This window comes from Paenibacillus sp. J22P218 (assembly GCF_056269195.1).
The window spans coordinates 941,250-965,568 of sequence record NZ_JBWDNL010000002.1; the positions used below are offsets into that span (position 1 = coordinate 941,250).

General features: G+C 49.3%; 23 protein-coding genes and 1 pseudogene. 17 read left to right on the forward strand and 7 right to left on the reverse strand.

Annotation, left to right across the window (positions count from 1 at the left end):
* Nucleotides 1-3 precede the first annotated feature (3 nt).
* The 8 genes from AC0YN0_RS13235 (at nt 4) to gyrA (ending at nt 10,582) form a co-directional block, all read left to right on the forward strand.
* Nucleotides 4-1,032, forward strand: a complete 1,029-nt coding sequence (locus AC0YN0_RS13235) for an ABC transporter permease (RefSeq protein WP_475821625.1) — start codon at nt 4-6, stop codon at nt 1,030-1,032.
* The gene (yjfF, locus tag AC0YN0_RS13240; protein ID WP_475821626.1) at nt 1,025-1,990 is read left to right on the forward strand and encodes a galactofuranose ABC transporter, permease protein YjfF; all 966 of its coding nucleotides are present in this window, start codon (nt 1,025-1,027) and stop codon (nt 1,988-1,990) included. The genes AC0YN0_RS13235 and yjfF overlap by 8 nt, the downstream gene beginning before the upstream one ends.
* 103 nt (nt 1,991-2,093) lie before the next feature.
* Nucleotides 2,094-3,146 carry an ABC transporter substrate-binding protein gene (locus AC0YN0_RS13245; RefSeq protein ID WP_475821627.1) on the forward strand — a complete coding sequence of 351 codons (1,053 nt, stop codon included), beginning with the start codon at nt 2,094-2,096 and terminating at the stop codon, nt 3,144-3,146.
* Between the two features lie 159 nt (nt 3,147-3,305).
* Nucleotides 3,306-4,130, forward strand: a complete 825-nt coding sequence (locus AC0YN0_RS13250) for a GDSL-type esterase/lipase family protein (RefSeq protein WP_475821628.1) — start codon at nt 3,306-3,308, stop codon at nt 4,128-4,130.
* Nucleotides 4,131-4,154: 24 nt separating this feature from the next.
* A complete protein-coding gene (locus AC0YN0_RS13255; RefSeq protein WP_475821629.1) occupies nt 4,155-5,108 on the forward strand; it encodes an ABC transporter ATP-binding protein in 954 nt (317 codons plus the stop codon).
* Nucleotides 5,101-6,087: an ABC transporter permease gene (locus AC0YN0_RS13260; RefSeq protein ID WP_475821630.1), complete on the forward strand. Its 987-nt coding sequence runs from the start codon at nt 5,101-5,103 to the stop codon at nt 6,085-6,087. Before AC0YN0_RS13255 ends, AC0YN0_RS13260 begins: the two co-directional genes overlap by 8 nt.
* 47 nt (nt 6,088-6,134) lie before the next feature.
* Entirely contained in the window at nt 6,135-8,105 is a 1,971-nt protein-coding gene (parE, locus tag AC0YN0_RS13265; RefSeq protein ID WP_475821631.1) for a DNA topoisomerase IV subunit B, read from the forward strand.
* 14 nt (nt 8,106-8,119) lie between these two features.
* Nucleotides 8,120-10,582: a DNA gyrase subunit A gene (gyrA, locus tag AC0YN0_RS13270; RefSeq protein ID WP_475821632.1), complete on the forward strand. Its 2,463-nt coding sequence runs from the start codon at nt 8,120-8,122 to the stop codon at nt 10,580-10,582.
* Here gyrA and AC0YN0_RS13275 read toward each other — a convergent pair.
* Nucleotides 10,563-10,730, reverse strand: coding sequence for a hypothetical protein (locus AC0YN0_RS13275; RefSeq protein ID WP_475821633.1), 168 nt, complete (start codon nt 10,728-10,730; stop codon nt 10,563-10,565). The two genes, gyrA and AC0YN0_RS13275, sit on opposite strands and share 20 nt — an antisense overlap.
* 234 nt (nt 10,731-10,964) lie before the next feature.
* Here AC0YN0_RS13275 and AC0YN0_RS13280 point away from each other — a divergent pair, with 234 nt between their 5' ends.
* Complete coding sequence (locus AC0YN0_RS13280; protein WP_475821634.1) at nt 10,965-11,369, forward strand: MarR family winged helix-turn-helix transcriptional regulator; 405 nt, start codon at nt 10,965-10,967, stop codon at nt 11,367-11,369.
* An 84-nt stretch (nt 11,370-11,453) separates the two neighbouring features.
* On the forward strand, nt 11,454-11,675 hold the full coding sequence (locus AC0YN0_RS13285; protein ID WP_475821635.1) for a hypothetical protein: 222 nt from the start codon (nt 11,454-11,456) through the stop codon (nt 11,673-11,675).
* Nucleotides 11,676-11,816: 141 nt separating this feature from the next.
* On the opposite strand, the gene AC0YN0_RS13290 is transcribed toward AC0YN0_RS13285, so the two are convergent.
* From AC0YN0_RS13290 to AC0YN0_RS13300, 3 genes are read right to left on the reverse strand one after another with little or no spacing between them, the layout of a single operon-like run.
* Nucleotides 11,817-13,067 (reverse strand): CapA family protein, encoded by a 1,251-nt coding sequence (locus tag AC0YN0_RS13290; protein WP_475821636.1) that lies wholly within the window; start codon nt 13,065-13,067, stop codon nt 11,817-11,819.
* A 16-nt stretch (nt 13,068-13,083) separates the two neighbouring features.
* Nucleotides 13,084-13,800: an RluA family pseudouridine synthase gene (locus AC0YN0_RS13295; protein WP_475821637.1), complete on the reverse strand. Its 717-nt coding sequence runs from the start codon at nt 13,798-13,800 to the stop codon at nt 13,084-13,086.
* On the reverse strand, nt 13,800-14,666 hold the full coding sequence (locus tag AC0YN0_RS13300) for a class I SAM-dependent methyltransferase (protein WP_475821638.1): 867 nt from the start codon (nt 14,664-14,666) through the stop codon (nt 13,800-13,802). The genes AC0YN0_RS13295 and AC0YN0_RS13300 overlap by 1 nt, the downstream gene beginning before the upstream one ends.
* Nucleotides 14,667-14,750: 84 nt before the next feature.
* Here AC0YN0_RS13300 and AC0YN0_RS13305 point away from each other — a divergent pair, with 84 nt between their 5' ends.
* From AC0YN0_RS13305 to AC0YN0_RS13325, 5 genes and pseudogenes are all read left to right on the forward strand, one after another.
* The gene (locus AC0YN0_RS13305) at nt 14,751-15,407 is read left to right on the forward strand and encodes a phosphatase PAP2 family protein (protein WP_475821639.1); all 657 of its coding nucleotides are present in this window, start codon (nt 14,751-14,753) and stop codon (nt 15,405-15,407) included.
* Between the two features lie 16 nt (nt 15,408-15,423).
* Nucleotides 15,424-15,609, forward strand: coding sequence for a hypothetical protein (locus tag AC0YN0_RS13310; protein ID WP_475821640.1), 186 nt, complete (start codon nt 15,424-15,426; stop codon nt 15,607-15,609).
* 100 nt (nt 15,610-15,709) lie between these two features.
* A complete protein-coding gene (locus AC0YN0_RS13315) occupies nt 15,710-18,331 on the forward strand; it encodes a GH116 family glycosyl-hydrolase (RefSeq protein WP_475821641.1) in 2,622 nt (873 codons plus the stop codon).
* Nucleotides 18,332-18,463: 132 nt separating this feature from the next.
* Nucleotides 18,464-18,916: pseudogene (locus AC0YN0_RS13320) on the forward strand (LytS/YhcK type 5TM receptor domain-containing protein); the annotation flags it as partial.
* 126 nt (nt 18,917-19,042) lie between these two features.
* Nucleotides 19,043-19,732 carry an ATP-binding protein gene (locus AC0YN0_RS13325; RefSeq protein ID WP_475821903.1) on the forward strand — a complete coding sequence of 230 codons (690 nt, stop codon included), beginning with the start codon at nt 19,043-19,045 and terminating at the stop codon, nt 19,730-19,732.
* 95 nt (nt 19,733-19,827) lie between these two features.
* Here AC0YN0_RS13325 and AC0YN0_RS13330 read toward each other — a convergent pair whose 3' ends face one another.
* The 3 genes from AC0YN0_RS13330 to AC0YN0_RS13340 all read right to left on the reverse strand — a co-directional run bounded on the left by AC0YN0_RS13330 (nt 19,828) and on the right by AC0YN0_RS13340 (nt 20,942).
* Nucleotides 19,828-19,935, reverse strand: a complete 108-nt coding sequence (locus AC0YN0_RS13330) for a YjcZ family sporulation protein (RefSeq protein WP_442956487.1) — start codon at nt 19,933-19,935, stop codon at nt 19,828-19,830.
* Between the two features lie 161 nt (nt 19,936-20,096).
* Entirely contained in the window at nt 20,097-20,525 is a 429-nt protein-coding gene (locus tag AC0YN0_RS13335; RefSeq protein ID WP_475821642.1) for a VOC family protein, read from the reverse strand.
* A 165-nt stretch (nt 20,526-20,690) separates the two neighbouring features.
* Nucleotides 20,691-20,942, reverse strand: coding sequence for a hypothetical protein (locus AC0YN0_RS13340; RefSeq protein ID WP_475821643.1), 252 nt, complete (start codon nt 20,940-20,942; stop codon nt 20,691-20,693).
* A 202-nt stretch (nt 20,943-21,144) separates the two neighbouring features.
* On the opposite strand from AC0YN0_RS13340, the gene AC0YN0_RS13345 reads away from it, so the two are divergent.
* Complete coding sequence (locus tag AC0YN0_RS13345) at nt 21,145-21,822, forward strand: ABC transporter ATP-binding protein (protein WP_475821644.1); 678 nt, start codon at nt 21,145-21,147, stop codon at nt 21,820-21,822.
* Complete coding sequence (locus AC0YN0_RS13350; RefSeq protein WP_475821904.1) at nt 21,822-24,290, forward strand: ABC transporter permease; 2,469 nt, start codon at nt 21,822-21,824, stop codon at nt 24,288-24,290. The genes AC0YN0_RS13345 and AC0YN0_RS13350 overlap by 1 nt, the downstream gene beginning before the upstream one ends.
* Nucleotides 24,291-24,319 lie beyond the last annotated feature (29 nt).

A 24,319-nucleotide genomic window follows, 5' to 3' on the forward strand; every position in this document is an offset into this window, starting at 1 on the left:
AGAATGGTAAAGCATCACTTATTCTGGCCGCTGACCGTACTCGGCGCATTGTTGCTGTTCAATTTGTTGTATTCGCCGGCATTTTTTCGAATCGAGCTGAGGAATGGGCAAATGTACGGCAGCTTAATCGACATTCTGAATTTCGGCGCGCCGCTTATATTGGTTGCAATCGGCATGACGCTTGTTATCGCAACCAAAGGCATTGATTTGTCCGTTGGTTCTGTCGTCGCCATATCAGGAGCAATCGCTTGTTTGTTAATCAGCAAAGGATCGGATCAGAATGGGCTCAGCCTCGTCATGCTTGCGGTAGCTCTGGCGCTGCTCGTTTCGGTTGTGCTAGGCCTTTGGAACGGCTTGCTCGTCTCTGTATTCGGCATTCAGCCTATTATTGCCACATTGATACTGATGGTTGCGGGACGCGGTGTTGCGCAGCTCATATCGGGCGGACAGATTATTACCGTGAATAGCAGCACGTATAACTACATTGGTGCAGGAGCATTAGGGTCTTTGCCATTCTCCATCTATGTTGTCCTCATCGTTCTGCTTGCAGCCGCGCTTCTCACCAGGCGTACGGCGCTTGGCATGTTCATTGAATCGGTCGGCGGCAATCCGACTGCCAGCCGTCTGTCGGGCATTCGTTCACGCGCAGTCATGTTCGCCGTGTATGTATTTTGCGGATTATGCGCAGGGGTTGCCGGGCTGCTGCTAAGTTCGAACGTATCCAGCGCGGACGGCAATAATGCGGGGTTATGGTATGAGCTTGATGCCATTCTTGCCGTCGTTATTGGGGGCACATCGCTGAACGGCGGACGTTTCTACTTGATGGGCACCGTCATCGGCGCTCTCATTATTCAGACGCTCACGACAACGATCTATATTATTGGCGTTCGTCCTGAAATTATGTTAGTCGTGAAAGCAATCGTCGTTCTAATCGTTTGCCTAGTTCAATCGGAGGCATTCCGCAAATCGCTCGTGCAGCGGTTCAAAATGCGCAAGTATCCGCTCGAACAGGAGGTGAAGCGCCATGCTTAAGAAACAATATTTGCCGATTGTGATAACCGTCTGCTTGCTGGGGCTTATGTTCGCCGCGGGATCGTTCCGATACACGGGCTTTTTCTCTATGCAAGTGCTCTATAATCTGCTCATCGATAACGCGTTTCTGATTGTCGCGGCGGTAGGAATGACCTTTGTCATCGTATCCGGGGGCATCGACTTGTCTGTCGGATCGATGATTGCGCTAACGACGATGATCTCGGCAACGCTCGTCCAGCAGCAAGGCTGGCCGCCGGCTGTCGTTATTCCGCTAGTCCTGCTGATCGGCAGCTTGTTCGGAAGCGCTATGGGCGCAATCATTCATTATTTCAAAATCCAGCCGTTCATCGCGACGCTTGCAGGTATGTTTCTCGCGCGTGGACTTTGTTATGTCATCAGTATCAATACGATAACGATCGACAACAGCTTCTATACTAGCGTTGCGCAGACGAAGATTAAGATGCCTGGCGGCCATTTCATCTCGATCAGCGTTATTATTGCTTTGCTCGTAGTTGCTGGTGCAATCTACTTGGCGCATTATACGCGATTCGGACGCAATACGTATGCCATTGGCGGCAGTGAGCAGTCGGCTTTGCTCATGGGTCTTCCTGTCGCGCGGACCAAAATTCTTGTGTATACGTTCAGCGGCTTCTGCTCGGCGCTTGCAGGTGTCGTATTCACGTTCTATATGCTATCGGGCTATGGCCTGCATGCGGTTGGTCTGGAACTCGATGCCATCGCTGCCGTCGTCATCGGCGGAACGCTGCTTACGGGCGGTTTCGGCTATGTCCTAGGGACGTTCTTCGGCGTCATGATTCAAGGCGTCATTCAGACGATTATCAGCTTCGAAGGAACGTTAAGCTCTTGGTGGACGAAGATCGTCATCGGGCTGCTGCTGTTTCTGTTCATCGTGTTCCAGCGGCTGCTTAGCGCTAGACGCTCCGTTCATAAAATTTAAGAAAACGAGTCCGTGCTGTCTCGCGGATAGGTTAGATCTAATGTACAATGGAGCTAAAAATGATGCAGCATGGGAACTAAGGTTGCGGAAGCGGGGGACATGGTTGAAGCGTGGGCTGCGATGGTACATATTTGTTCTTGCGATCGTTATTCTGTTAACGGCCTCGGGCTGCTTGGCGGGAGACAATAACCCTTCCAATGAACTAGCGCTAGAAGCTGAATGGCAAAGTCAAAATCATACAGAAGAGCCTTCAGCCGAGGCATATCCGCCCGCTCGTCCGTTGGTACTTGGCTTCTCTCAGCTGGGTTCGGAGAGCGATTGGAGAGAAGCGAACACGACCTCCATTAAGGAAGCGGCCGAAGAAGCGGGCATCGAGCTGCTGTTCGAGAATGCCGAGCAGTCACAGGAGAAGCAGTTCGAGGCTATCCGCTCTTTTATCGAGAAGCGCGTTGACGTTATTGCTATTGCACCGGTCGTTCATTCGGGATGGGACGAAATATTGAAGGAAGCGAAACAAGCGGGCATTCCCGTCATTATAACCGATCGCTCTATCGATATTGACGATCCGTCCTTGTATGTTACACATATCGGTGCGGATCTGTACGAGGAAGGCGTGAAGGCAGGCAAATACTTGCTCGATAAGATGCGCGATCAACAAGCGCCGATCGGGTTTGTGGAGCTGCGCGGGACAGAGGGCTCATCGCCATCGATCCAGCGAGGCAAAGGATTTCAGGACACGATTAAGGGCCACGATGAATATAAGCTGCTGGACAGCAAAGCGGCCGACTTTACGATGGAGAAGGGCAAGGAAGTCATGAAAGGTTTCCTGCAGGAGCATGGCAGCGAGATTCGAGTATTGTTCGCCCATAATGACGATATGGCGCTGGGGGCAATCGAGGCGATTGAGGAATACGGACTTCGTCCGGGCAAAGACATCGTTATTATCTCGGTTGATGGCACGCGCAAGGCGTTCGAGAAGCTGGTCTTAGGCCAAATTAACTGCGTTGTCGAGTGTAATCCGCTGCTCGGACCGAATGTGATGCAGGCCGTTCAGGAGCTTGCTGCAGGCCGAACGCTGCCGAAGCGGATCGTCTCATCCGAAAGCGTATTTACGGAGCAGATGGCGGAGAAGGAAGTCGGGAATCGCAAATATTAGACATTGTTGTTTACTAACATGTCTCGGAATGACAGGAGAGCGCGGTAGAGCTGCTCTTCTTTTTTTGCGTGTTATCACATAATTCCCGCTTTTTTGTAAAACATGGTAACAGAGACAGGTTGACGCAAGGAATAGATGAGAGGCCGAGGTGCATGGTTAATGATGACTTCTTCTCGATTATTATGGCCGATAATTGCGGTAATGACTGCCGTTTCGACCGCCTGTCTGCTGCTCGGCTTCGGCTGGGCGGTCAAGGATATGCTCTACAAGGCAGAAGCGGGGGTAACGCCAGATCGAACCGAGCAACCGGAAGCTAGCGCATTACTGCCGCTAGAGAGAGCGAACGAAATTAGAATCGTCGCATTTGGCGACTCGTTAACGAAGGGAACCGGGGATACGTCAGGCAAAGGTTATGTGAAGCTGGCGGCAGCCGGTCTGCAAGAAAAGCTGGGCAAGCCGGTTCGCATTATCAATAATTTGGCGATTAACGGCATGTTAACCAGCGAGCTGAGCAAGAAGCTGGAGCTTGGAAGCGGATATCGGCAAGCTATAAAAGGTGCGAATCTCATCCTGTTCACGATCGGCGGCAACGATCTGTTTCAATCTGCCAGAGCAGCCAACAAGGGGCGTCCGATGTCCGCGCTGCAAATTGCATCCATGATGACTGCGTTAACGAAGACAATAGACGACTTCGAGAATATCGTGCAAGCAATAGGAGCGATAAATGCCGATGCGACAATCGTATATATCGGCTTATACAATCCCTTTTACGATGTAGAGCAGCTTAGGAATGGCAGCCTGGAAGTGCAGCAATGGAATATGAACGCCTATTCCATTCTGCATAAGCATCCTAATATGATGATGATTCCAACGTTCGACCTTTTCGAACGTCAAATTGGGAAGCGGCTGTCAGAGGATCATTTTCACCCGAATCATGAAGGGTATAAGCAGATAGCCGAACGTATTGTGAGCGGATTGGAATAAGGCTCGAAGAGGACGGAGAGAGCAATGAAGGAAGCAGTACTTGCGGTACATCGACTTCACAAGAAGATTAGAGGCAAGACGATTATTGAGGATGTCAGCTTCGAGATCAAGGAAGGTGAAATATTCGGTTTTCTTGGTCCGAACGGATCCGGCAAGACAACAACGATAAGGATGCTTGTCGGACTCATTAAGCCTACGTCGGGAACGGTGCGAATCTGCGGTCATGATATAGCGGGGCATCCCGAGCAAGCGCTTAGTCATGTCGGATGTATTGTAGAAAATCCCGAGGTCTATACTTATTTAACAGGCTGGGACAACCTGGTCTTCTCTGCCCGCATGTTGGATAACGTTACTGAGGAGCGTATAAGAGAGGTCGCCCGGATCGTCCAGCTTGACGATCGCATTCATCATAAAGTGAAAACGTATTCGCTTGGCATGCGCCAACGATTAGGTATCGCGCAAGCGCTGCTGGGACAGCCTCAGCTGCTCATTCTCGATGAGCCGACGAACGGTCTCGATCCGAAAGGGATTAAGGAGCTTCGCGAATTTATTAGGCAGCTTGCCGCAGATGGATTAAGTGTAATGATCTCCAGCCATTTGTTAAGCGAGATTCAATTGCTTTGCGACCGTGTCGCTATCATTAGCGAAGGAGTTGTCATCGCTGAAGGTTCCGTAGAGGAGCTTGTGGAGAGAGCGGAAAGTTATGTGGTTTGGCAGTTGGAAAAGCCGGAAGCAGGAAGGAAATTGCTTGAGGAGACGGGACAGGTACACTTCGTCTCTGATCATGAGCATCGGTTGGATGAGGCTATTCTGGCTTCACTACCCGGCGCTATTGTTACAGTGATGTCCAAGGAGCTTATAGCACCGATGATAGAAACACTCGTTCAGCATCAAGTCGGCGTGCTTGCGGCGCTGCCAATCGCACCGACACTTGAAGAGCTGTTCCTTAGCATGACAGGGGGCGAAACGCTTGCATAAACTGTTGCCTCTCATCCAGAATGAGACATTGAAGATTTGGAAGAAAAAAAGATTTTACGTCATTATCGCGATATTGTTAGCTTTAATTCCTATTTTCACCTATGCTGAGCTTAAGGTTGCTCAGAATAATGCCGATAAATTTACGGATTGGCGAAGTCAAGTGCTGCAGCGGATGACCGATATTGAGAATACGGTGTCCAGCGACCGCATTCCCGAGGAATGGAAGCGCGGCAGACGCGTTCTTCTCGGACAGCTCCAATATTATTTGGATCATGATGTTGACCCAAGCGCTCCCAATGCGGTTACGTTCACAAGAGGATTTCTGAACAATTCGGTAACGCTTTTTATTCCGCTGCTCATACTCGCGCTTGGATCGGATTTAATATCCGGCGAGAGGACGAGCGGGACGATCAAGCTGCTGCTCACAAGGCCGGTTCGGCGATGGAAGGTGCTGTTCAGCAAGCTATGCGCCTTAGTCCTATATGCATCGTTGACAGTTGTCGTAACGGCATTGTTGTGCTATGGTATTTCAGGCTTGTTCTTTGGTTATGAGGGCTGGGGCTTGCCAATCTTCACCGGGTTTCGAATGGCTCACGGAACGATTGACAGCAGCGGGGCGCATGCCGTTCCGCAATGGCAATATATGCTGATGCAAGCTGGACTTGTCTGGTATTCCGCGATAATCATAGCGGTTCTAGCACTCATGGTGTCGGTACTTATACGCAGTACAGCGGCAAGCATGCTGACGATGATGGCAGCGATCATCACGGGCACGATTCTTTCTAATATGTCTTCCTCGTGGACGAGCGCGAAATATTTGTTCGCTGTTAACTTGAATCTAACGGGTTACCTTGAAGGGTCGCCGCCGCCGATTGAAGGAATGTCGCTCCCGTTTTCCCTTGTCGTGCTTGCGATTTGGGGGATTTGCGGATTGATCGTTTCCTTTGGCGTCTTTACGAAACAGGACATCTTGAATTAAAATAGCTTGAAGATACGAGAAACGTGATTTTGGATTGGGGGACGCTCATGTCAGAGCAAATAGATCTCTTCACAAATACGACGGCCCAAGACCGTAATTATGAGGCCGATGATATACAAGTCCTGGAAGGCTTGACGGCAGTCCGCAAGCGTCCGGGCATGTACATAGGCAGTACGAGCAGTTCCGGTCTTCACCATCTTGTCTGGGAAATCGTCGACAACGCGGTGGACGAGCATCTCGCCAAGTTCTGCTCGGCGATTGATGTGACACTGCATAAGAACGGTTCGATTACGGTACAAGACAACGGCCGCGGCATTCCGACCGGCATGCATAAGACCGGTATTCCGACGCCGCAGGTTGTGTTCACGATCTTGCATGCTGGAGGCAAGTTCGGCGGCGGGGGATACAAGAAATCGGGCGGCTTGCACGGTGTAGGCGCCTCGGTTACGAATGCATTGTCCGAGTGGCTTGAGGTGGAAATCTTCCGCGATGGCAAAGTACATAAGATGCGGTTCGAATATTGGGTCGACGATAAAGGCAAAGAGCATGTAGGCGAGCCTGTTTCCGGTCTAGAAGTGACTGGATCGACGAACCGGACGGGAACGAAAGTAACGTTCAAGCCGGATGCCCGCGTATTCCAAAGCGGAACGTCCGTCAGCTACGACACATTGTCGGAGCGCTTGCAAGAAATTGCCTTTCTGAACTCAGGGCTCAAAGTATCGATTAAGGATGATCGAAGCGGGAAGCAGGACGTCTTCCATTATGAGGGCGGAGCGCGTCAATTCGTGCAATTTTTGAACGATGACAAGACGGTGCTGCATGAAGTCATTCATTTCGCGGGTGAACGTGACGAGATTGAAGTGGAAGTAGCGCTGCAATATAACGACGGGTACACCGAGACGATCGCTTCCTTCGTTAACTCGATCCCGACACGCGGCGGCGGTACGCATGAGACCGGCTTCAAGACGGCCTATACCCGCGTAATGAACGATTATGCGCGCAAGGCAGCGCTCTTGAAAGAGAAGGACAAGAACTTAGAAGGCAATGATCTTCGCGAAGGCATGATGGCAGTCATTAACATTAAGATGTCCGAGGTTGAATTCGTCGGTCAGACGAAGGATCAGCTCGGCAGCGCATCGGCTCGAAGCGCGGTTGACGCGGTTGTCTCGGATAAGATGCAGGTGTTCCTTGAGGAAAATCCGCAAGTTGCGCAGATGCTGCTGAAGAAAGCGGTACAAGCGTCAAGGGCCCGCGAAGCAGCGCGCAAAGCGCGTGAAGAAATTCGCAGCGGCAAGAAGAAGAGCGAGAGCTCCAATCTAGGCGGCAAGTTGACACCGGCGCAATCGAAGGACGTCACTCGCAATGAGCTGTTTATCGTCGAAGGCGACTCGGCTGGCGGTTCGGCTAAGCAAGGCCGCGACTCGAAGCATCAAGCGATATTGCCGCTCAAAGGCAAGCCGATGAATCCGGAGAAGGCGAAGCTTGTCGACATCCTGAAGAACGACGAGTACAAGGCGATTATTGCGGCGATTGGCGCAGGCGTCGGACCGGAGTTCGAAGCCGAAGAGAGCAATTACAACAAAATCATCATAATGACCGATGCAGATACGGACGGCGCGCATATTCAGGTGCTGCTGCTTACGTTCTTCTATCGTTATATGAAGCCGCTTATCGACACTGGCCGCATCTATATCGCTCAGCCTCCTCTCTACAAGATTACTCGCAAATCAGGCAAGCTGGAGACGGTTAGATATGCTTGGACGGATGAGCAGCTGCAAAATTACTTGAAGGAATACGGCAAAAATTATGATCTTCAGCGTTACAAAGGACTCGGCGAGATGAACCCCGATCAGCTTTGGGAAACGACGATGGACCCGGAATCGCGCACGCTGCTTCAAGTGCAGATCGAAGACGCCGCGAAGGCGGAGCGCCGCGTATCGACGTTAATGGGAGACAAGGTCGATCCGCGCAAGCGCTGGATTATCGAGAATGTCGACTTTACGGAATACGAAGAGTAGGGGGAAATTGACGTATGAGTATGCTGGAACAGTTTTTGCCGGCGTTTCTGGAAGAAGTCGTAGGCGACCGGTTCGGTCGCTATTCGAAATATATTATTCAAGATCGTGCAATTCCCGACGTGCGCGATGGCTTGAAGCCGGTACAGCGCCGTATTTTATACGCGATGTACGATTCCGGCAATACGCCGGACAAGCAATATCGCAAGTCGGCCAAGACGGTCGGCGACGTAATGGGCAACTATCATCCCCATGGCGACTCATCTATCTACGATGGAATGGTGCGGATGGCGCAGCCGTGGAAAATGGCGCATACGCTCGTCGACGGACATGGCAACTGGGGCTCTCAGGATGATGACCCGCCGGCGGCTATGCGTTATACGGAAGCAAGACTATCGCCTATCGCGATGGAATTGCTGCGTGATATCGACAAGCGCACCGTCATGTTCAAGGACAACTTCGATAATACGACGAAGGAACCGGTCGTGCTGCCTTCGCGGTATCCGAATTTGCTCGTTAACGGAGTTAGCGGCATCTCCTCCGGCTTCGCGACGGAAATCCCGCCTCATAACCTTCGGGAAATTATCGATGCCTGTATCGCGGTCATGGCTCGTCCAGACACGACGCTGGAAGAGCTGATGACAATCGTCAAGGGACCTGACTTTCCTACTGGCGGTATCATCATGGGCGAAGAAGGCATACGTGACGCTTATGCGACGGGCAAAGGCAAAATCTATCTTCGTTCGAAAACAGTCATTGAGGATATGAGAGGCGGCAAGCAGCAGCTTGTCATTACCGAAATTCCGTATCAAGTCGTAAAATCTCGTCTTGTAACGGCGATGGAGAACATCCGGCTTGAGAAAAAAGTGGAGGGTATTGCCGAAGTTCGCGACGAGAGCGGCCGGAACGGCCTGCGTATCGTCGTCGAGTTCAAGAAGGATGCCGATGCGCAAGGCATTCTTGCCTATCTGCTGAAGAAGACGGACCTTCAGGTGGCCTATAGCTTTAATATGGTTGCAATCGTTAATAAGACGCCGCAGCAGCTTGGTATCAAGCAAATGCTGGACGCTTATATTGCTCACCAAAAAGAAGTGGTTACTTATCGGACGAAATACGAGCTTGAGAAGGCTGAAGATCGCGCGCATGTCGTAGAAGGTCTCGTTAAAGCGCTTAATTTGCTCGACGAGGTGATCGCGACAATCAAAGCATCGAAGAATCGTGCCAACGCGCAAGAGAATCTCGTTGCTAAGTTCGGCTTCACCGAGCGTCAAGCAGACGCGATCCTGACGTTGCAGCTCTATAGGCTGACGAATCTAGAGATTACGTCTCTTGAGAAAGAGCTTAAGGAAGCGCAGAAGAAAATCGCTTACTTGCGTTCCATTCTCGACAGCGAGAAGAAGTTAATCGGCGTCATTAAGGATGAATTAATAGAGATCCGTGATAAATACGGCATCGATCGACGCTCCGATATCCGCGGCGAAGTAGAGGAGCTTAAAGTTAACCTTGAAGTTCTCGTAACTCCGGAGGATGTGCTAGTGACGCTTAGCCAGCAGGGCTACATCAAGCGAACTAGCATGCTGTCGTATACGAGATCCGGAGGCGAGATTGACAATGCCGGAGTCAAGGATGGCGACGTCATTCGTGAGCTGCTGCCAGTCAACACCATCGACAATCTGCTGTTGTTCACGCGCAAAGGTCAATATTACTTGCTGCCTGTCCATCAAATTCCTGAGTTCAAGTGGAAGGATGCCGGCACGGCAATCGTCAATATTGTACCGATTCCGAAGGATGATTCGATTATAAGCGTCATTCCGGTGAAGGACATGAATGCGGCGAATGTGTCGCTCGTCTTCTTGACGAAGCGAGGACAAGTAAAGCGTACGGAGCTGAAGGAATATGCAACAACAAGGTCCACAGCGGTCGCGGCTTGCAAGGTTGCCGAAGGCGATGAGCTAATCAAGGTCGCGTTAAGCGATGGAGAGAAGCAACTATTGCTGGTAACGAAAAACGGCATGAGTATCCGATTCGTCGAGACGGAAGTAAATCCGATGGGCAGAGTAGCAACTGGCGTAAGAGGGATCCAGCTCAAGGACGACGATGAGCTTGTTGCCGCCGAGTGGGTTGCCGATGATGAAGGCGAAGTGCTGGTCATCTCCGATATAGGTTACGCGAAACGTTCGCTGTTGCTCGATTATCCGATTCAAGGACGAGGCGGCAAAGGCGTACAAACGTTCGAGTTCAAGGAAGGCAAGCGTGTTCGTCCGAATGGCGCGACGCTTGCGGCTGCATTCTACTGCCGCAATCCGCTTGATATCGTTGCGATTACGACATCAGGAGCGAAGCTGCAAGTCAATTCCGAGCAAGCGCCAATCGAGGATCGCAAGTCGATCGGCAGACTTATGTTCCCGGTAGACAAAAACGATGTTATCGTTTCCACTTTCGTTCGGACGACGATCGAAATCAATCAAAAGGCCGATTAGGAGGGTCGAGCTTCTCGATCACTTCCAATAAAACCTCTAACATGACCCACAATGGCACCGGTTCATCCGGTTTCTCCAGCCATTGCGGGTCTTTTATTATGCCTTGAGCCTTTGCCTTTCGGATAATTTCCGCAATTTTCTGGTCCACGTTGGATCACACTCCTCATAATCATCCATCGATTTTGCCTTCGCCTACTAAGGAACTAGAGGCATTCACACAGTACTGGGCCTTCGTCACAATGTATGTCTAATGCTGTCAAAACGTTCGGCAATTTATCGATTAATCTCGCAAATTATTAATTAGATTAATCTTTTATTCGACATTGAACACTGCTATAATAAAACTACGAATAGGTGAAAATTGCCAGGAGGGTGTGAGATAATGGTATCTGATGAATTTACCAAGTTGTGGACGAAGCTGTCGCGCGAGTGGAAAACCAGTTTGGAAGAATCGCTTGCTCCTTTAACGGAAGGCCAGTTGAATGTGCTGGAGCTGCTAATGCAGCATCAGCCGATGAAGCCATCTGACCTGCTGCAATATTTGGCTACAACGCCAGCTGCAATTACGACGCTGCTGGATCGGATGGAGCGCAATGAATTGATCGTACGTACGAGAGACGACAATGACCGCAGAATTGTGTGGGTAAACGTATCGGAGAAGGGACAAGCCGAGGCGGGGAGAGGTTCTGCTCTGCGAGGTGAAATGATCGGACAATCGTTGGACCGCATATCTGCGCATAATCAACAGCTGCTTGTCTACTTGTTGGGGAAAGTTGCTAACGCATAGATGAATCAAGAGTGTACAAATAAGCTGCCCCTGCTTGGGCAGCTTATTTCATGTTTCTATCAAATGTTTGTAAGGAGGACGGTCATGAGCGTTGAGTTAGAAGCTGCAAGCTTTCCCGGCATACGAGGAACACGCACAATGAAATCGTTGGTCTATGAATCCTACGGATCACCGGAAGTGCTCCGATTGGAAGAAGTAGATGTCCCTTTACCGAAGGACCATGAAGTATTGATCGAGGTTCATGCGGCTTCGGTAAATTCCTGGGACTTTGATCTTCTCCGCGGTCAACCGTCGCGGGGCGTGTAATCGCCGTAGGTGCCGCTGCCAAGCGATTCCGACCTGGGGACGAAGTATTCGGAGACCTTTCCGGCAAAGCATGAAAAAAACGAAAAGAGCGGCAATCACGGACATTATTTCTCGTCCCTGGTTGCCGCTGCTTCTTGATACTTATTTCATAGAGTCCAGTCGTTTGCGAAGCATTTCGTAATCTTTCCTCAATGTCGCGAAATCGGTTTTCGTTAACATCGGATCAGATGCGGCGGTAACCGTCTGCTCGAGAGGCAATATAAGATAACGGAACGCATTGTCAGGCTTATAGCGGTGAACCCAGGTCGGAATCGACTCGACTTCAGATAGCTCGATGGAGCCGTCGGTCATATTTTTACGAATATGAACTTTATAAATGACGCCGTAATCTTTGGAATCGCCGCGCTGGTTCGAAATGAAATTGCCCATGGAATATATAATAAGTGCTTTTCTTGGTTGGCCGTTCTCGCCGGTCGTTTCGATAACCTCGTAAGGCTGCACCACATGCGGGTGCGAGCCTGCAATAATGTCCGCTCCGGCTGCAACGAGCGACCTGGCAAGCTGCTTCTGCTCCTCGCTTGGCTGCGTCTGATATTCATTGCCGAAGTGGAGCGACACGGTAACGAAGTCAGCACCCGCTTCACGCAGACGCTTCATATCGGCTATGATCTTCTGTTCATCAATCATATTGACCAAGTAGTCTTTGCCAGTCGGAATTGGAATACCGTTCGTGCCGTACGTATAAGCGAGCAGTCCCATCTTGATCCCGTTGCGCTCAGCGATGAGCAACTGATCGGCTTCCTGCTGCGAGGAGGCTGTTCCCGTATGCTCTATCCCGTAATCCTTCAGCGTTTCTAACGTCCCTAGCACGCCGCCTTCGCCTTTATCAAGGGAATGGTTGTTAGCAGTCGTCAGCAGGTTGAATCCAGCGTTCTGGAGGGCCTCAATCAGTTCTGAAGGGGCATTGAAGCTTGGATAGCCGGTGTATCCGTATTTTTTGCCCGCGACAGGTGTCTCCAAGTTCGCAATGACCCAATCTCCTTCTGCAAATAAAGGCTTCACTTCAGTGAAGTACGGATTGAAGTTGTACAGCTTCGTCGCTTGATCGTAAGAGCCCGGCAACTGCGGCGAGTGCATCATGATATCACCTACTGCCATCCATACGGTCTCCGAAAATACGGGCTGCGGCGGCTCGGTCGGCGCAGGCGTCGGAGGTTCGGTAGGCTCTGGCGTTGGTTCATGAACGGCGGTTGGAGATGGGCTTGGCTGTTCCGTCGCGTCTGTGTCGCCGCTCGTATAGCTCCAATAAATAAAAACAATTCCTGCTATCGCTAATAAAAGCAATATCGATTGAAAAATAATAAGCCGCTGTCGTAATCGCTTACGTCGCATAGTAGGCTAGTCCTTCCTATTCAGGCGTAATGAGAAGAGTAGAGGCACGCTCCAGCTGGTCGGTAGACCACCAGTCCCAACAAGCAGAACCGCTAGGAGAGGAAGTGAATAACAGCTCTTCTTTCGTAACCGGGTGCTCTACGGAAATGGAGGTAGACCATAACGCGATATCGCTTATGCCAGCTGTCTTGGCTGCCCCGTACTTCAGATCGCCTACGAGCGGGCAGCCGATATGCGACATTTGTGCTCTTATTTGATGAGGCCGACCGGTGTGCAGCCGAATAGCGACAAGCGCATGTTTGCCGGATGAAGCGGCGACCTGATAGGAAAGGATCGCTTCCTTAGCGTCCTCTGAAGGTTGGTTATAGACCGTCACTTGATTTCGCTTCGTGTCTTTGCGAATGTAGTGCTTAAGCGTAGCCTGTTGCTCGGAAGGCGTACCCTGCACGATGCATACGTACGTCTTTCCGAAGCTGCGGCTCCGAATGCTCTCCGATAATCTCGAAGCAGCCTTCGATGTCTTGGCGAACAGCATAGCGCCGCCTACCGGCCGGTCCAAACGGTGGACGAGGCCGAGAAACACGTTGCCAGGCTTATTGTAGCGTTCCTTCAAGTCCTGCTTCAGCAGCGTAAGCATATCCGGATCGCCCGTCTCGTCCTCCTGCGAAGGGATGCCGGGAGGCTTCACAACGACAAGCAGATGATTGTCTTCGAATAACACTGGAATCGACATTAGTTGGACTCCCAGCGTCCCAATATGCCGCACGGCAAGTTAAGGCCGGACTTTGTTATCGGCAAGCCAATCTCGCCGCAGTTGATCTCGCCGCCGAACTTGGATTTCATTGTAATGTGCAGCAGATTATGCAGGACAGAAGGAGACAGTCCCGTCGTATAGGAGTTAATCAGCATGAACAACGGCTTGTCCGACAAGATCGACATGCAGGATTGGAGAAACGGGAATAAATTCTCTTCCAGCTTCCATGTCTCGCCGTTCGGGCCGCGGCCATAGGATGGTGGGTCCATGATGATGGCATCGTATTGGCGGCCTCGACGCTGCTCGCGTTGTACGAATTTGAACACATCGTCCGTAATGTAACGTATCGGCGCGGACTCCAGGCCAGATAGCTGTGCATTATCTTTCGCCCATTGCACCATGCCTTTGGCTGCGTCTACATGGCATACGTCAGCGCCTGCAGCGGCAGCTGCAACAGTTGCTCCGCCGGAATAGGCGAATAGGTTAAGCACGCGGATAGGACGGCCTGCAGAACGGATCTTATCCATCATCCAGCTCCAGTTGACGGCTTGCTCCGGAAATAGTCCGGTGTGCTTGAAGTTGGTAGGCTTGATATGGAATGACAGCTCCCCATAAGAGATCGTCCAACGTTCAGGAAGCCCTGGGCTCATGACCCATTGCCCGCCGCCGGAGTTGCTGCGGTGATAATGTCCATCCGGCTTTTTCCATAGTCCGCTCTCATCGGCAATCGGCCAAATGATCTGCGGATCGGGCCGGCGCAATATATGGCTGCCCCAGCGCTCGAGCTTCTCGCCGCCGCCTGTATCTATAACTTCATAGTCTCTCCATTGATCTGCAACATACATGTTTGTTCGTAACCCTTCCCTGACTTCAAATTTGTATTATAATCATGTCATCGATTATTATATCGAAGCATCACTTATGAATCAATGAAACGAATGATTTGGAGGCTGGTATTTATTCAGAAGCAAATGAAAGGTTGGATTGCAGTTCTAGCGGCAGCCATTATTGTCTTCGCACTGCTCGCTATAACGCTTCCGAGCAGCGGGGGCAGCGTCATGGATCAGAGCGTTCAGCGCGCAATGGCGAATTTGAAAGGAGAAGGAGCGACGGCGCTGTTCAAGCTGTTCTCCTATGTTGGATCAACGGCGGCCATTGCAGGCATTACGCTGTTCGCTTCGATACTGATTGCCTGGAAGCAAGGAATATGGAGAGGCGTATCGATCATTGGTTCCGTACTCATTGCGTTCATTCTGAACACGTTATTGAAGAAAGGATTTGACCGGATAAGACCCGAGGAAGCATGGGGGATCACTGCTGACGGAGCAAGCTTCCCAAGCGGAAATGCGATGCTGGCCTTCGTCATGTTCGGAATGATTGCAATAGCTATTGCACAGTCCCGATCCGCAAGCAAAGGGATCAAAGGGGTTGTCTGCATTGCAGCGGTAGTTGTAATTGTAATGATGGGACTTAGCCGAGTATACTTTCATGTCCATTACATATCGGACATCTTCGGCGGCTTCGCAGCAGGATTAGCCGTTATAGCGTGTATACAAGCTGTTATGCTGTTAGCCAACAAAAAGTAAAGAGGTGTACGTGCCAATGATGAACTTTGAATGTGAGTGCGGCAATACGACCCGATTTTTCGCAACGGGAGATCAGGACGAACAAAGAAGGGAATATATCGAGGTAGAGGACGAGGAGCGGCTTGCGGTTATATTTGGGGAAGACAGCGTGTTATTCCAATGCAAGTTCTGCAACTATACATACCGCTTGCAAAAATTTTAAAACAGAATGAATTGCTTTGAAGTATGCTTGCACCATAGGAGACCATGCAACGATTATCTTCGAGATTGAAGAATCTAAACGTAACGCAGGAGGTCATTTTATGAACTTTAGTGGCAAGTCTTACCGCGGTAACTATACAAAGGAAATATCGTTCCCGCTCGGCGGAATCGGCACGGGCAGCATCGGCCTAGCCGGGAACGGTAGACTAATCGACTGGGAGATATTCAATCGCCCCAATAAACGAAGCTTCAACGGCTTCAGTCACTTTGCGGTGAAAGCAGAGCATGACGGCAAGTTGATAGACGCGAGAATACTGAATGGAGATCTTCAATCTCCATATATGGGAGAGCCTGTTCGCGGAGGCGCGATTCACAGCGGATACGGCTTCGGCCCGGAGGGCCATACAATGGGGGGAATGCCGCATTTCGAGGATATGGTATTCGAAGGCGGTTTCCCTCTAGCGCGACTATCGTTCAATGATCAACGATTTCCGGGTAACGTAATTCTTCATGCTTTCAACCCGTTCATTCCTTTGAACGACAAGGATTCCAGCATTCCATGCGCCATGTTCGAGATTGAATTCACTAATCCATTGCCTCATGATGTGACCTACACAGCTGCGCTCACGATCTCCAATCCTAAGCCTACAGAGCAGATCGTTAACCGTTATCATTCTAAGGACGGTATCCATCTTCTACAATTAAGCTCGGAGCAATACGGTCAAGATGACCCGTTGTTTGGCGACCTTACGATGGCTACCGACGAGGCCAATGTCAGCTATCAGGAGTTTTGGTACCGGGGAGGCTGGAGCGACAATCTCGAAATGTATTGGCGGGATTTCGCCAAGCCAGGCCCGTTCATCAACCGGAATTATGCGCCCGAGCAACCGCCTCATCCCCGTCACAAGGATAATGCTACGCTTGCGGCTCATGTAGAGCTACGTCCGGGGGAGAGGCGCAAAATTCGCTTCGTCCTGACCTGGAGCTTCCCGAATGTATACAATCATTGGAATGAAGAGCCGGTCAAACGCACGGTCTGGAAAAATTATTACGCCACTATGTTTGAAGACTCACTTGCCAGCGCCGATTACGTGCTCCGTAATTGGGAACGGTTGCTGGGTGATACGCTGCTTTTCCGGAAAGCGCTGTCATCGTCAACACTTCCGCCTGTCATTCTAGAGGCAGTAGAGGCTAATTTATCCGTATTGAAATCGCCAACTTGCCTTAGGTTGACGGACGGAGCATTTTACGGCTTTGAAGGCTGCATAGAGGATGTTGGCAGCTGCGAAGGTTCTTGCACGCATGTATGGAATTACGCTTATGCGCTTCCTTTCTTGTTTCCATCTCTCGAGCGCAGCATGCGTTCATTGGACTTCCGTTACAATAACCGAAACAACGGCAATATGGCGTTTCGTCTTATGCTGCCACTGGGTCGTCCTGCAGAGACGTTCCGCGCGTGCGTCGATGGACAAATGGGAGGCGTAATCAAAGCATATCGCGATTGGAAGCTATCTGGCGATAACGATTGGCTGGCATCTCATTGGAATGCAATTAAGCAATCGATTGAATTCGCATGGTCGGAGCATAATCCGGACGGCTGGGACGCCAATAAGGACGGAGTGCTGGAGGGAAGACAGCATCATACCCTCGATATGGAATTGTTCGGGCCAAGCGCATGGCTGAACGGCTTTTATCTTGCCGCATTGAAAGCCGGCGCTGAAATAGCGGAGTATTTTGGCGAAGAAGAGAAAGCGAAGGAATACTTGGATTTGTTCCAACAGGGCAAAGCATGGGTCGACCAATATTTGTTTAACGGCAGCTACTATATGCAGCAGATCGACTTGAGAGATCGTACAATTTTGGACAAATTCGATAGCGGACAATCCCTCTTCCATGAAAGCGCGACTGCTGCTTACTGGAACGATGAAGTTGGCGAGATCAAATATCAAATCGGTGAAGGCTGCGGCATTGATCAGGTCGTCGCGCAATGGCATGCGAACTTGTGCGGCCTTGGCGAAATATTCGATGGAGGACAAACAAAATCCGCCCTTAAATCACTTTTTCATCATAATTTCAAATCGATGCGCGATATTGCCAACCCGTGGCGCTTATTCTCATTTAATGACGAAGCGGGATTAGTCATTTGTACGTGGCCCGATGAAAGGGAGCGCCCTGCGGTTCCTTTAACGTATTCAACGGAAACGATGACCGGCTTCGAATACCAGGCTGCTTCGCATATGATACAGGTTGGCTTAATTGATGAAGGAATTGCAATCGTCGCAGCAATTAGACACCGATATGACGGGGAGAAGCGTAATCCGTGGAATGAAATGGAGTGCGGAAGCAACTACGCGCGAGCGATGGCCAGCTATTCATTGTTATTGTCATATAGCGGATTTCAATACGACTTAAGGAAAAATAGGATTGGATTTCATCCTGTCCAGATCGATAATGGCGAGTTCCGAACATTTTGGTCCGTTGACAGTGGATGGGGAGTTTTCCACTTGGACAAATCCGTAGCTGTGCTGAGTGTTGCTGCCGGGAAGCTTGTCCTGCAAAGCTTCACGCTGCCTAACATGAACGAGTCAGTGATCTGCACAGTGACATGGAACGGAGTGGAACAATCGTATGTCGCGCCTAAAGGCGTGTTGACATTACATGAACCGATCATCATACAGACAGGGATGTCATTCAGGATGGAGTGGGATCCAATTAATTTGTAAAAGTATGATTTCTATCTTGTACAAATGTGATATTATAGCGTTAGTGGTTATAGGACTTTAGTTCTAATTAATAATCGTTCGTATATAGAAAAGATGTAGGGGAGGATTTATCTTCTTACTATGATGAACGAAATGTTTATCCATGTTATTATCATTTTGTTTCCGATCTTTATAAACTCCTTTTTTTATACGAACAGACGGTTTACTAATCGCAGTATTTATTACATATTAAATGGTTTACTATTCGGCCTATCATCCGTGCTATGTATGTCATTGACGATAACGATAACCGAAGGATTCGAATGGGATTTACGATTAATTCCTATCCTGGTAGCGATATTATATGGCGGACGGAATTACTTAACAGGAATATTAGCTTCGATTGTCATGCTCCTCTACCGCGTAACTGTCGGCGGAGATGATATCGTAATCGCTCTTGTTTGTTTTCTTTGGTTTGCACTGCCGTGTTTTTTGATTGCGAAATCCTTCCTTAACTACCCTCCTAAAAAAAGGGTATATACGAGCATTGCTATAACGCTTTACTCCAACGGAATCATTAGCGCGATATTACTTTATTACACATCAGCGAATCAGATTGAGTTAGTTTGGAAGTCGGAGGGAGTCTTATACTTCCTTATTATTGGCGTGCTCGCATTGTTCAGCATCGTTGTTTCTTCACTTCTCTATGAGAATATGATTGAGAGAAACGCCATGCGACTTGAATTGGAGCAAAGCGAGAAGCTGAAGATCGTCAGCCAATTGGCAGCATCCGTAGCGCATGAGGTAAGGAATCCGCTAACCGTAGTGAAAGGTTTCCTCCAATTGTTTAAGGAAACCGCCGACGATAACAAGAAGAAATTTTTGCAAATCGCTCTTTCAGAGCTTGAGCGTGCTGAGTTCATTATTACGGATTACTTAAACCTTGCCAAGCCGCATGTCGAACATATGGAGAAAATACATGTGCCGAACTTTCTTCAGCATACGGTAGAGATGATGTATTCCTACGGCCTCATCAAAAATGTAGAGCTTAAGCTCGTTATAGTCGAGGAAGAACTATACATATTGGCTGATAAGACAAAGCTGTCGCAGGTTATCATTAATTTGATCAAGAACGGCGTGGAAGCGATTGCGGAATCGGGAACGGTGACGATCAAAGGTAAGAAGGATGGCGATCTGGGTCTGATCGAAATTGTCGATACGGGCGTAGGCATGTCAGAGGAGACGATCGCGAATATAGGCACACCGTTCTTCACAACGAAGGAAAGCGGTACAGGACTAGGAACGCTCATCTCCATTAGACTAATAGAGGCAATGAGCGGGAAGATCAAATTCGCGAGCAGGCCGGGTGCGGGGACGAAGGTCACTTTATCTTTTCATTTATTAAGCCGCACCTTTTCATAAGCAAGCTCTCATGAAAAAAACAGTCCGTTCCTCAGGGGAAGCGGACTGTTTTCATTTTGGTGTGGTTCTAATTGTCGCTTATTCAGGTATTCGTCTTAGTATCTGCCGAATACTCCACAACTGCAAGCTATGATTACTAACAGAATGAAGAGAACCAGGATTGTACCCGTGTTCGTGAAGGCACCGCCAACATAACCGGACATTATTCATGCACCTCCTTGCGTTTTGAGTACACCATATCTTATGCATACTCAGAGGGAAGTGCTTGGGTGTTTGTCGGGGAGGCACATGTCGGTATGGCAACTGTCATGACATGATGGTTGTACCTTATTATGCTGAGCGCTTCACAAATGTCGAGCGGCGTTTAGCCAAAGGTCTCGCCGCTGTCCAAGTTGAATTGCCATTCGATGCCGAAGCGGTCGCGAACGCTGCCATACAATTTGCTCCAGAACGTTTCTTGAAGCTCCATGACGACAGTGCCGCCTTCTTTCAGCTTATGGAAAGCAGCCGTGATCGTCTCCTGATCTTTATGTACAAGAGCGAGACTGAAGTTGTTGCCTTGAATGAACGGCGAACCCGGGAACACATCGGAGAACATGACGTTGCTGCCGTAGACGTTAAGTCTCGTATGCATTACGAGACTTTTCGCTTCCTCCGGAAGCGGATAGTCCGGGTGCGGCGGCGTCTCGCCGAAGGTCATAATCTGCGGCAGTTCTAAACCAAACACCTCTGCGTAGAAAGTTACTGCTTCACGAGTGTTACCGTCAAAATTCAGATAGACGTCAACGGACATTGTATCGCTCCTCTATTCTCATTGGTATGCTTGTACTACGTCACTATTGTAGCAATATTAGGTAAGAAATACAAAGTAGAAAAGCAGGAAATCGTCGTCGATTTCCTGCTTGCTGCAATTGCAAATATGTAGGAAAGCCTGAATGAACAGGCTCCCCCTGGAATCTTAGCAATAAGGTTTCCATTTTTTGTGATGCTCTTTTTTCTTCCAGCAATGATGAACTTTTTTGCCGTAGAAATGATGCTCTTTCTTACAGCCGTAAGAATGCTCTTTTTTGCCGTAGAAGTGATGCTCCTTCTTGCCGTAGTCGTAAGAAGGGCGCTCTTTTTTACAGCCATGCTCTTTTTTGCCGTGGTGATCTTTTTTCCACGATTTTTTGAACACTGGTTTGAAGCATTTTTTAACGTAGTATCCCATTCGAATCTCCTCCTTCTTTTAGAAGTTAATGCAGTTTATTCGCTAGGTTACAGATTCGATTGGACGAGTGCGTTTAATAGAATAAAATAGGTTTTCATTGATAGATTGATAGGTAGTGTGATTCCGATTGTCACGAGTTTGTAAGAAGTTCAGCGTAATATAGCCTCTGTAGGAACAAGCTATAGAACAGGAGTGATCGTTAATGTCAATATTGCGCACAGTGGACTTGAAGAAGATATACGGATCGCAGCAAAATGAGGTCAAAGCGCTCGACGGCGTAAATATAGAGATCCAAGAGGGCGAATTCGCAGCAATCGTGGGGATGTCGGGAAGCGGGAAGTCAACGTTATTGCATATGCTAGGCGGACTGGATCGTGCGTCAAGCGGCCAAGTGTTCGTGGAGGGGAAAGCGATCTTCAATATGAGCGACGACGACTTGACGGTATTCAGACGACGAAAGATCGGATTTGTATTCCAGCAATACAACTTAGTGCCGATTCTTAATGTATATGAAAATATCGTGCTTCCGATCGAGCTTGACGGAAATGCCATTGATAAGCCGTTTCTTGATCATATCGTTAAGACGCTAGGTTTAGCGGATAAGCTGGACAAGCTGCCGAATCAGTTGTCCGGCGGGCAGCAGCAGCGTGTCGCGATCGCCAGGGCGCTTGCTACGAAACCGTCGATTGTGCTGGCAGACGAGCCTACGGGCAACTTGGACAGCAAGACAAGCCAAGAAGTAATCGGATTGTTGAAAGTGACGAGTAAGCAATTCAATCAAACGATCGTCATGATTACGCATAGTGAGGAAATTGCTCAGCTTGCCGATAGCATTATACGTATCGCGGACGGCAAGGTCGTAGGAGGGAAACGGCTGTGATGTTTCCCAATTCGAACAAACGGATCATTAAGACGCTTACTAGCAGAAGTCTGAAAGCGAATCGTTCACGCAATCGTTATGTCATTCTAGCCATCGTCATGACTGCTTGGCTGCTGACCTCCGTATTCAGCATCGGTATGAGCTATATGAAGTCGTTCAGCATGCAGGATCAGAAGTTTCTAGGTACGAAAGCGGATGTTGCATTCGTCAACCCTGCGCAGGAGCAATTAGACAAGCTTGCTAACCTCGCTTATGTGAAGAGGATTGGTCTCGACTACGAGGTAGCGCATCTCGCGACAAAGGAGCATGAAGCCTATAAGGCAACCTTTCACCTGTATGATGAGCCAGAATGGAACAATATGAAAGCGCCGTTGCTTGGAGGGAAGACGAATGGCTACCCGCAGCAGCGCAACGAGGTGCTTATGCCTAGATGGCTGCTGAATGAGATGGGGATAACCGAACCGAAAGTCGGGATGAAGCTGGACTTGTCCTATATTGCCGGGAACGACGCTAACGGGAAAGTGCGCAAGGAAAGCTTTGTGCTTAGCGGCTGGTATGACGATTATACGCAAATGTTCTCGGACAATTCGGGCAAAATACTCGTTTCGAAGTCTTTCGCGGAAGCATTGGGAGCAGAGCATAGAAGGAATGGCATTGCCTCCATTATGTTCAAAGGAGGCACTTCACAAGATGAAGGGATTAGCAAGCTGGAGCAAGATTTTGCACTCCAAGAAGGTCAGGACGTGTATGCTTACTCCAGATCGATAGAGGACGGTTCGTTATCGACGTGGTTCGGTACGGTGGGGGTGTCCTTGATCGTTATGTTCAGTGGTTACCTGCTTATATACAATGTGCTTTATATTTCGGTATCGACGGATACGAAATTTTATGGCTTATTGAAGACGATTGGCATGACTCGCAGACAAGTGAAGAAGCTTGTAAATGGGCAAGCGCGTCGATTAATGTGGATCGGCATTCCGATTGGATTGTTATTAGGCGCGATAACTTCTTACCTAGTCGTACCGTTCGCGCTTAGCATGTTCAGTCTTGAAACGGAAGTCGAGATTTCCTTTCATCCTCTCATCTACATGGGTGCAGCGCTATTCGCAGTGGTCACAACGATGGCAGGTTCGAGGAAACCAGCACGTATAGCGAGCAAAATATCGGTCGTAGAAGCGTCGAAATATGTTCGTGCCGGCTCGAAGAAAAGCAGGAGCGGCTCGAAGCTGCACCGGATGGCATGGCGAAATATTTTCCGCGATAAGAAGCGAGCAACGACGGTATTTCTATCGCTTGTGCTGGGCCTCACTACCTTCTTGACCATCAATACGCTTATTCTGAGCATGAGCACAGATAACTTCATCGGCGATTATGTGGCTAACGATTTCGAGTTAATTAATAAATCGGCAGAAGGCTATAATGGAGAAGTTCGACAGCTATTCACGGATAAGCTCCTATCTTCCGTAGATCAGATTGACGGTATTAAACAGATACGAAGGATGTATATGTCGCAAGCTTTCCCGGAATATACACAAGAGGTGTTCGGCAAGCATGTGGATGAGTTCACGACGAGATACGGCGCTGAGAGGCCGACAGATGAGATGCTGCGGCAAGAAGAATACATGTTCTCTTCGCGGCTCGTAGGCATCGAAACGAAATATATCGAGGAGCTTAACGAAACGCTTGAGACGCCAATCGATATTGAACGGTTCGATAATGGCGAGATCGCGTTGCTTGATATGAGTCAACAATCGCTCAAGCTGGGCGATAACTTCAATCTTAAGCTGCCTAATGTCGAGCGGAAGCATTCGTTCGAAATCGGCGGCGTTGCGGAACAGCCGTTCAAGCTCATGTTCGGTGGTCTTGCGCCGAATATTTACATTAGCGAGAAGGCGATGAAGCAATTGATCGCAGATCCGATTATTTATAAAATGAATCTATCAGCCGACAAAGAGGACCATCCAGCCATTCAGGAGCAACTGGAACGATTGACGGCAGGTTCTCGCGACATAACGCTGGAGTCGAAGCAGCAATGGATTGAAATGATGGAAAGCGCCAAGCTGATGTTCTACATTCTTGGCGGAGCGATAACGCTTATTCTCGCGTTCATCGGTATCATGAACTTTGTGAGTACGATGTTCACAAGCGTCGTTATTAGGCGCAACGAATTTGCCATCATGGAGAGCATCGGAATGACGAGTAAGCAGCTTCGCAAGCTGCTGATGCTCGAAGGATTGGGCTACGCTGTTATATCCTCCTTGCTCGTGTCCACGCTAGGAAGCTTGGTGAGTTACGGCGCTTATAAGGTGTTCAGCCAAGAGGCGACTTATGCGGTTTTTGAATACCCTCTGATTCCGCTCATCATCATACTGGTCATCGTCTTTGGCGTATGTCTGACCGCGCCGATTATCTCGTATAACCAGACGAGAAAAAGCAGCATTGTGGATCGAATGAAGGAAGCAAGCTAAGCATGCAACGAAACAGATAAGGAGTTGAA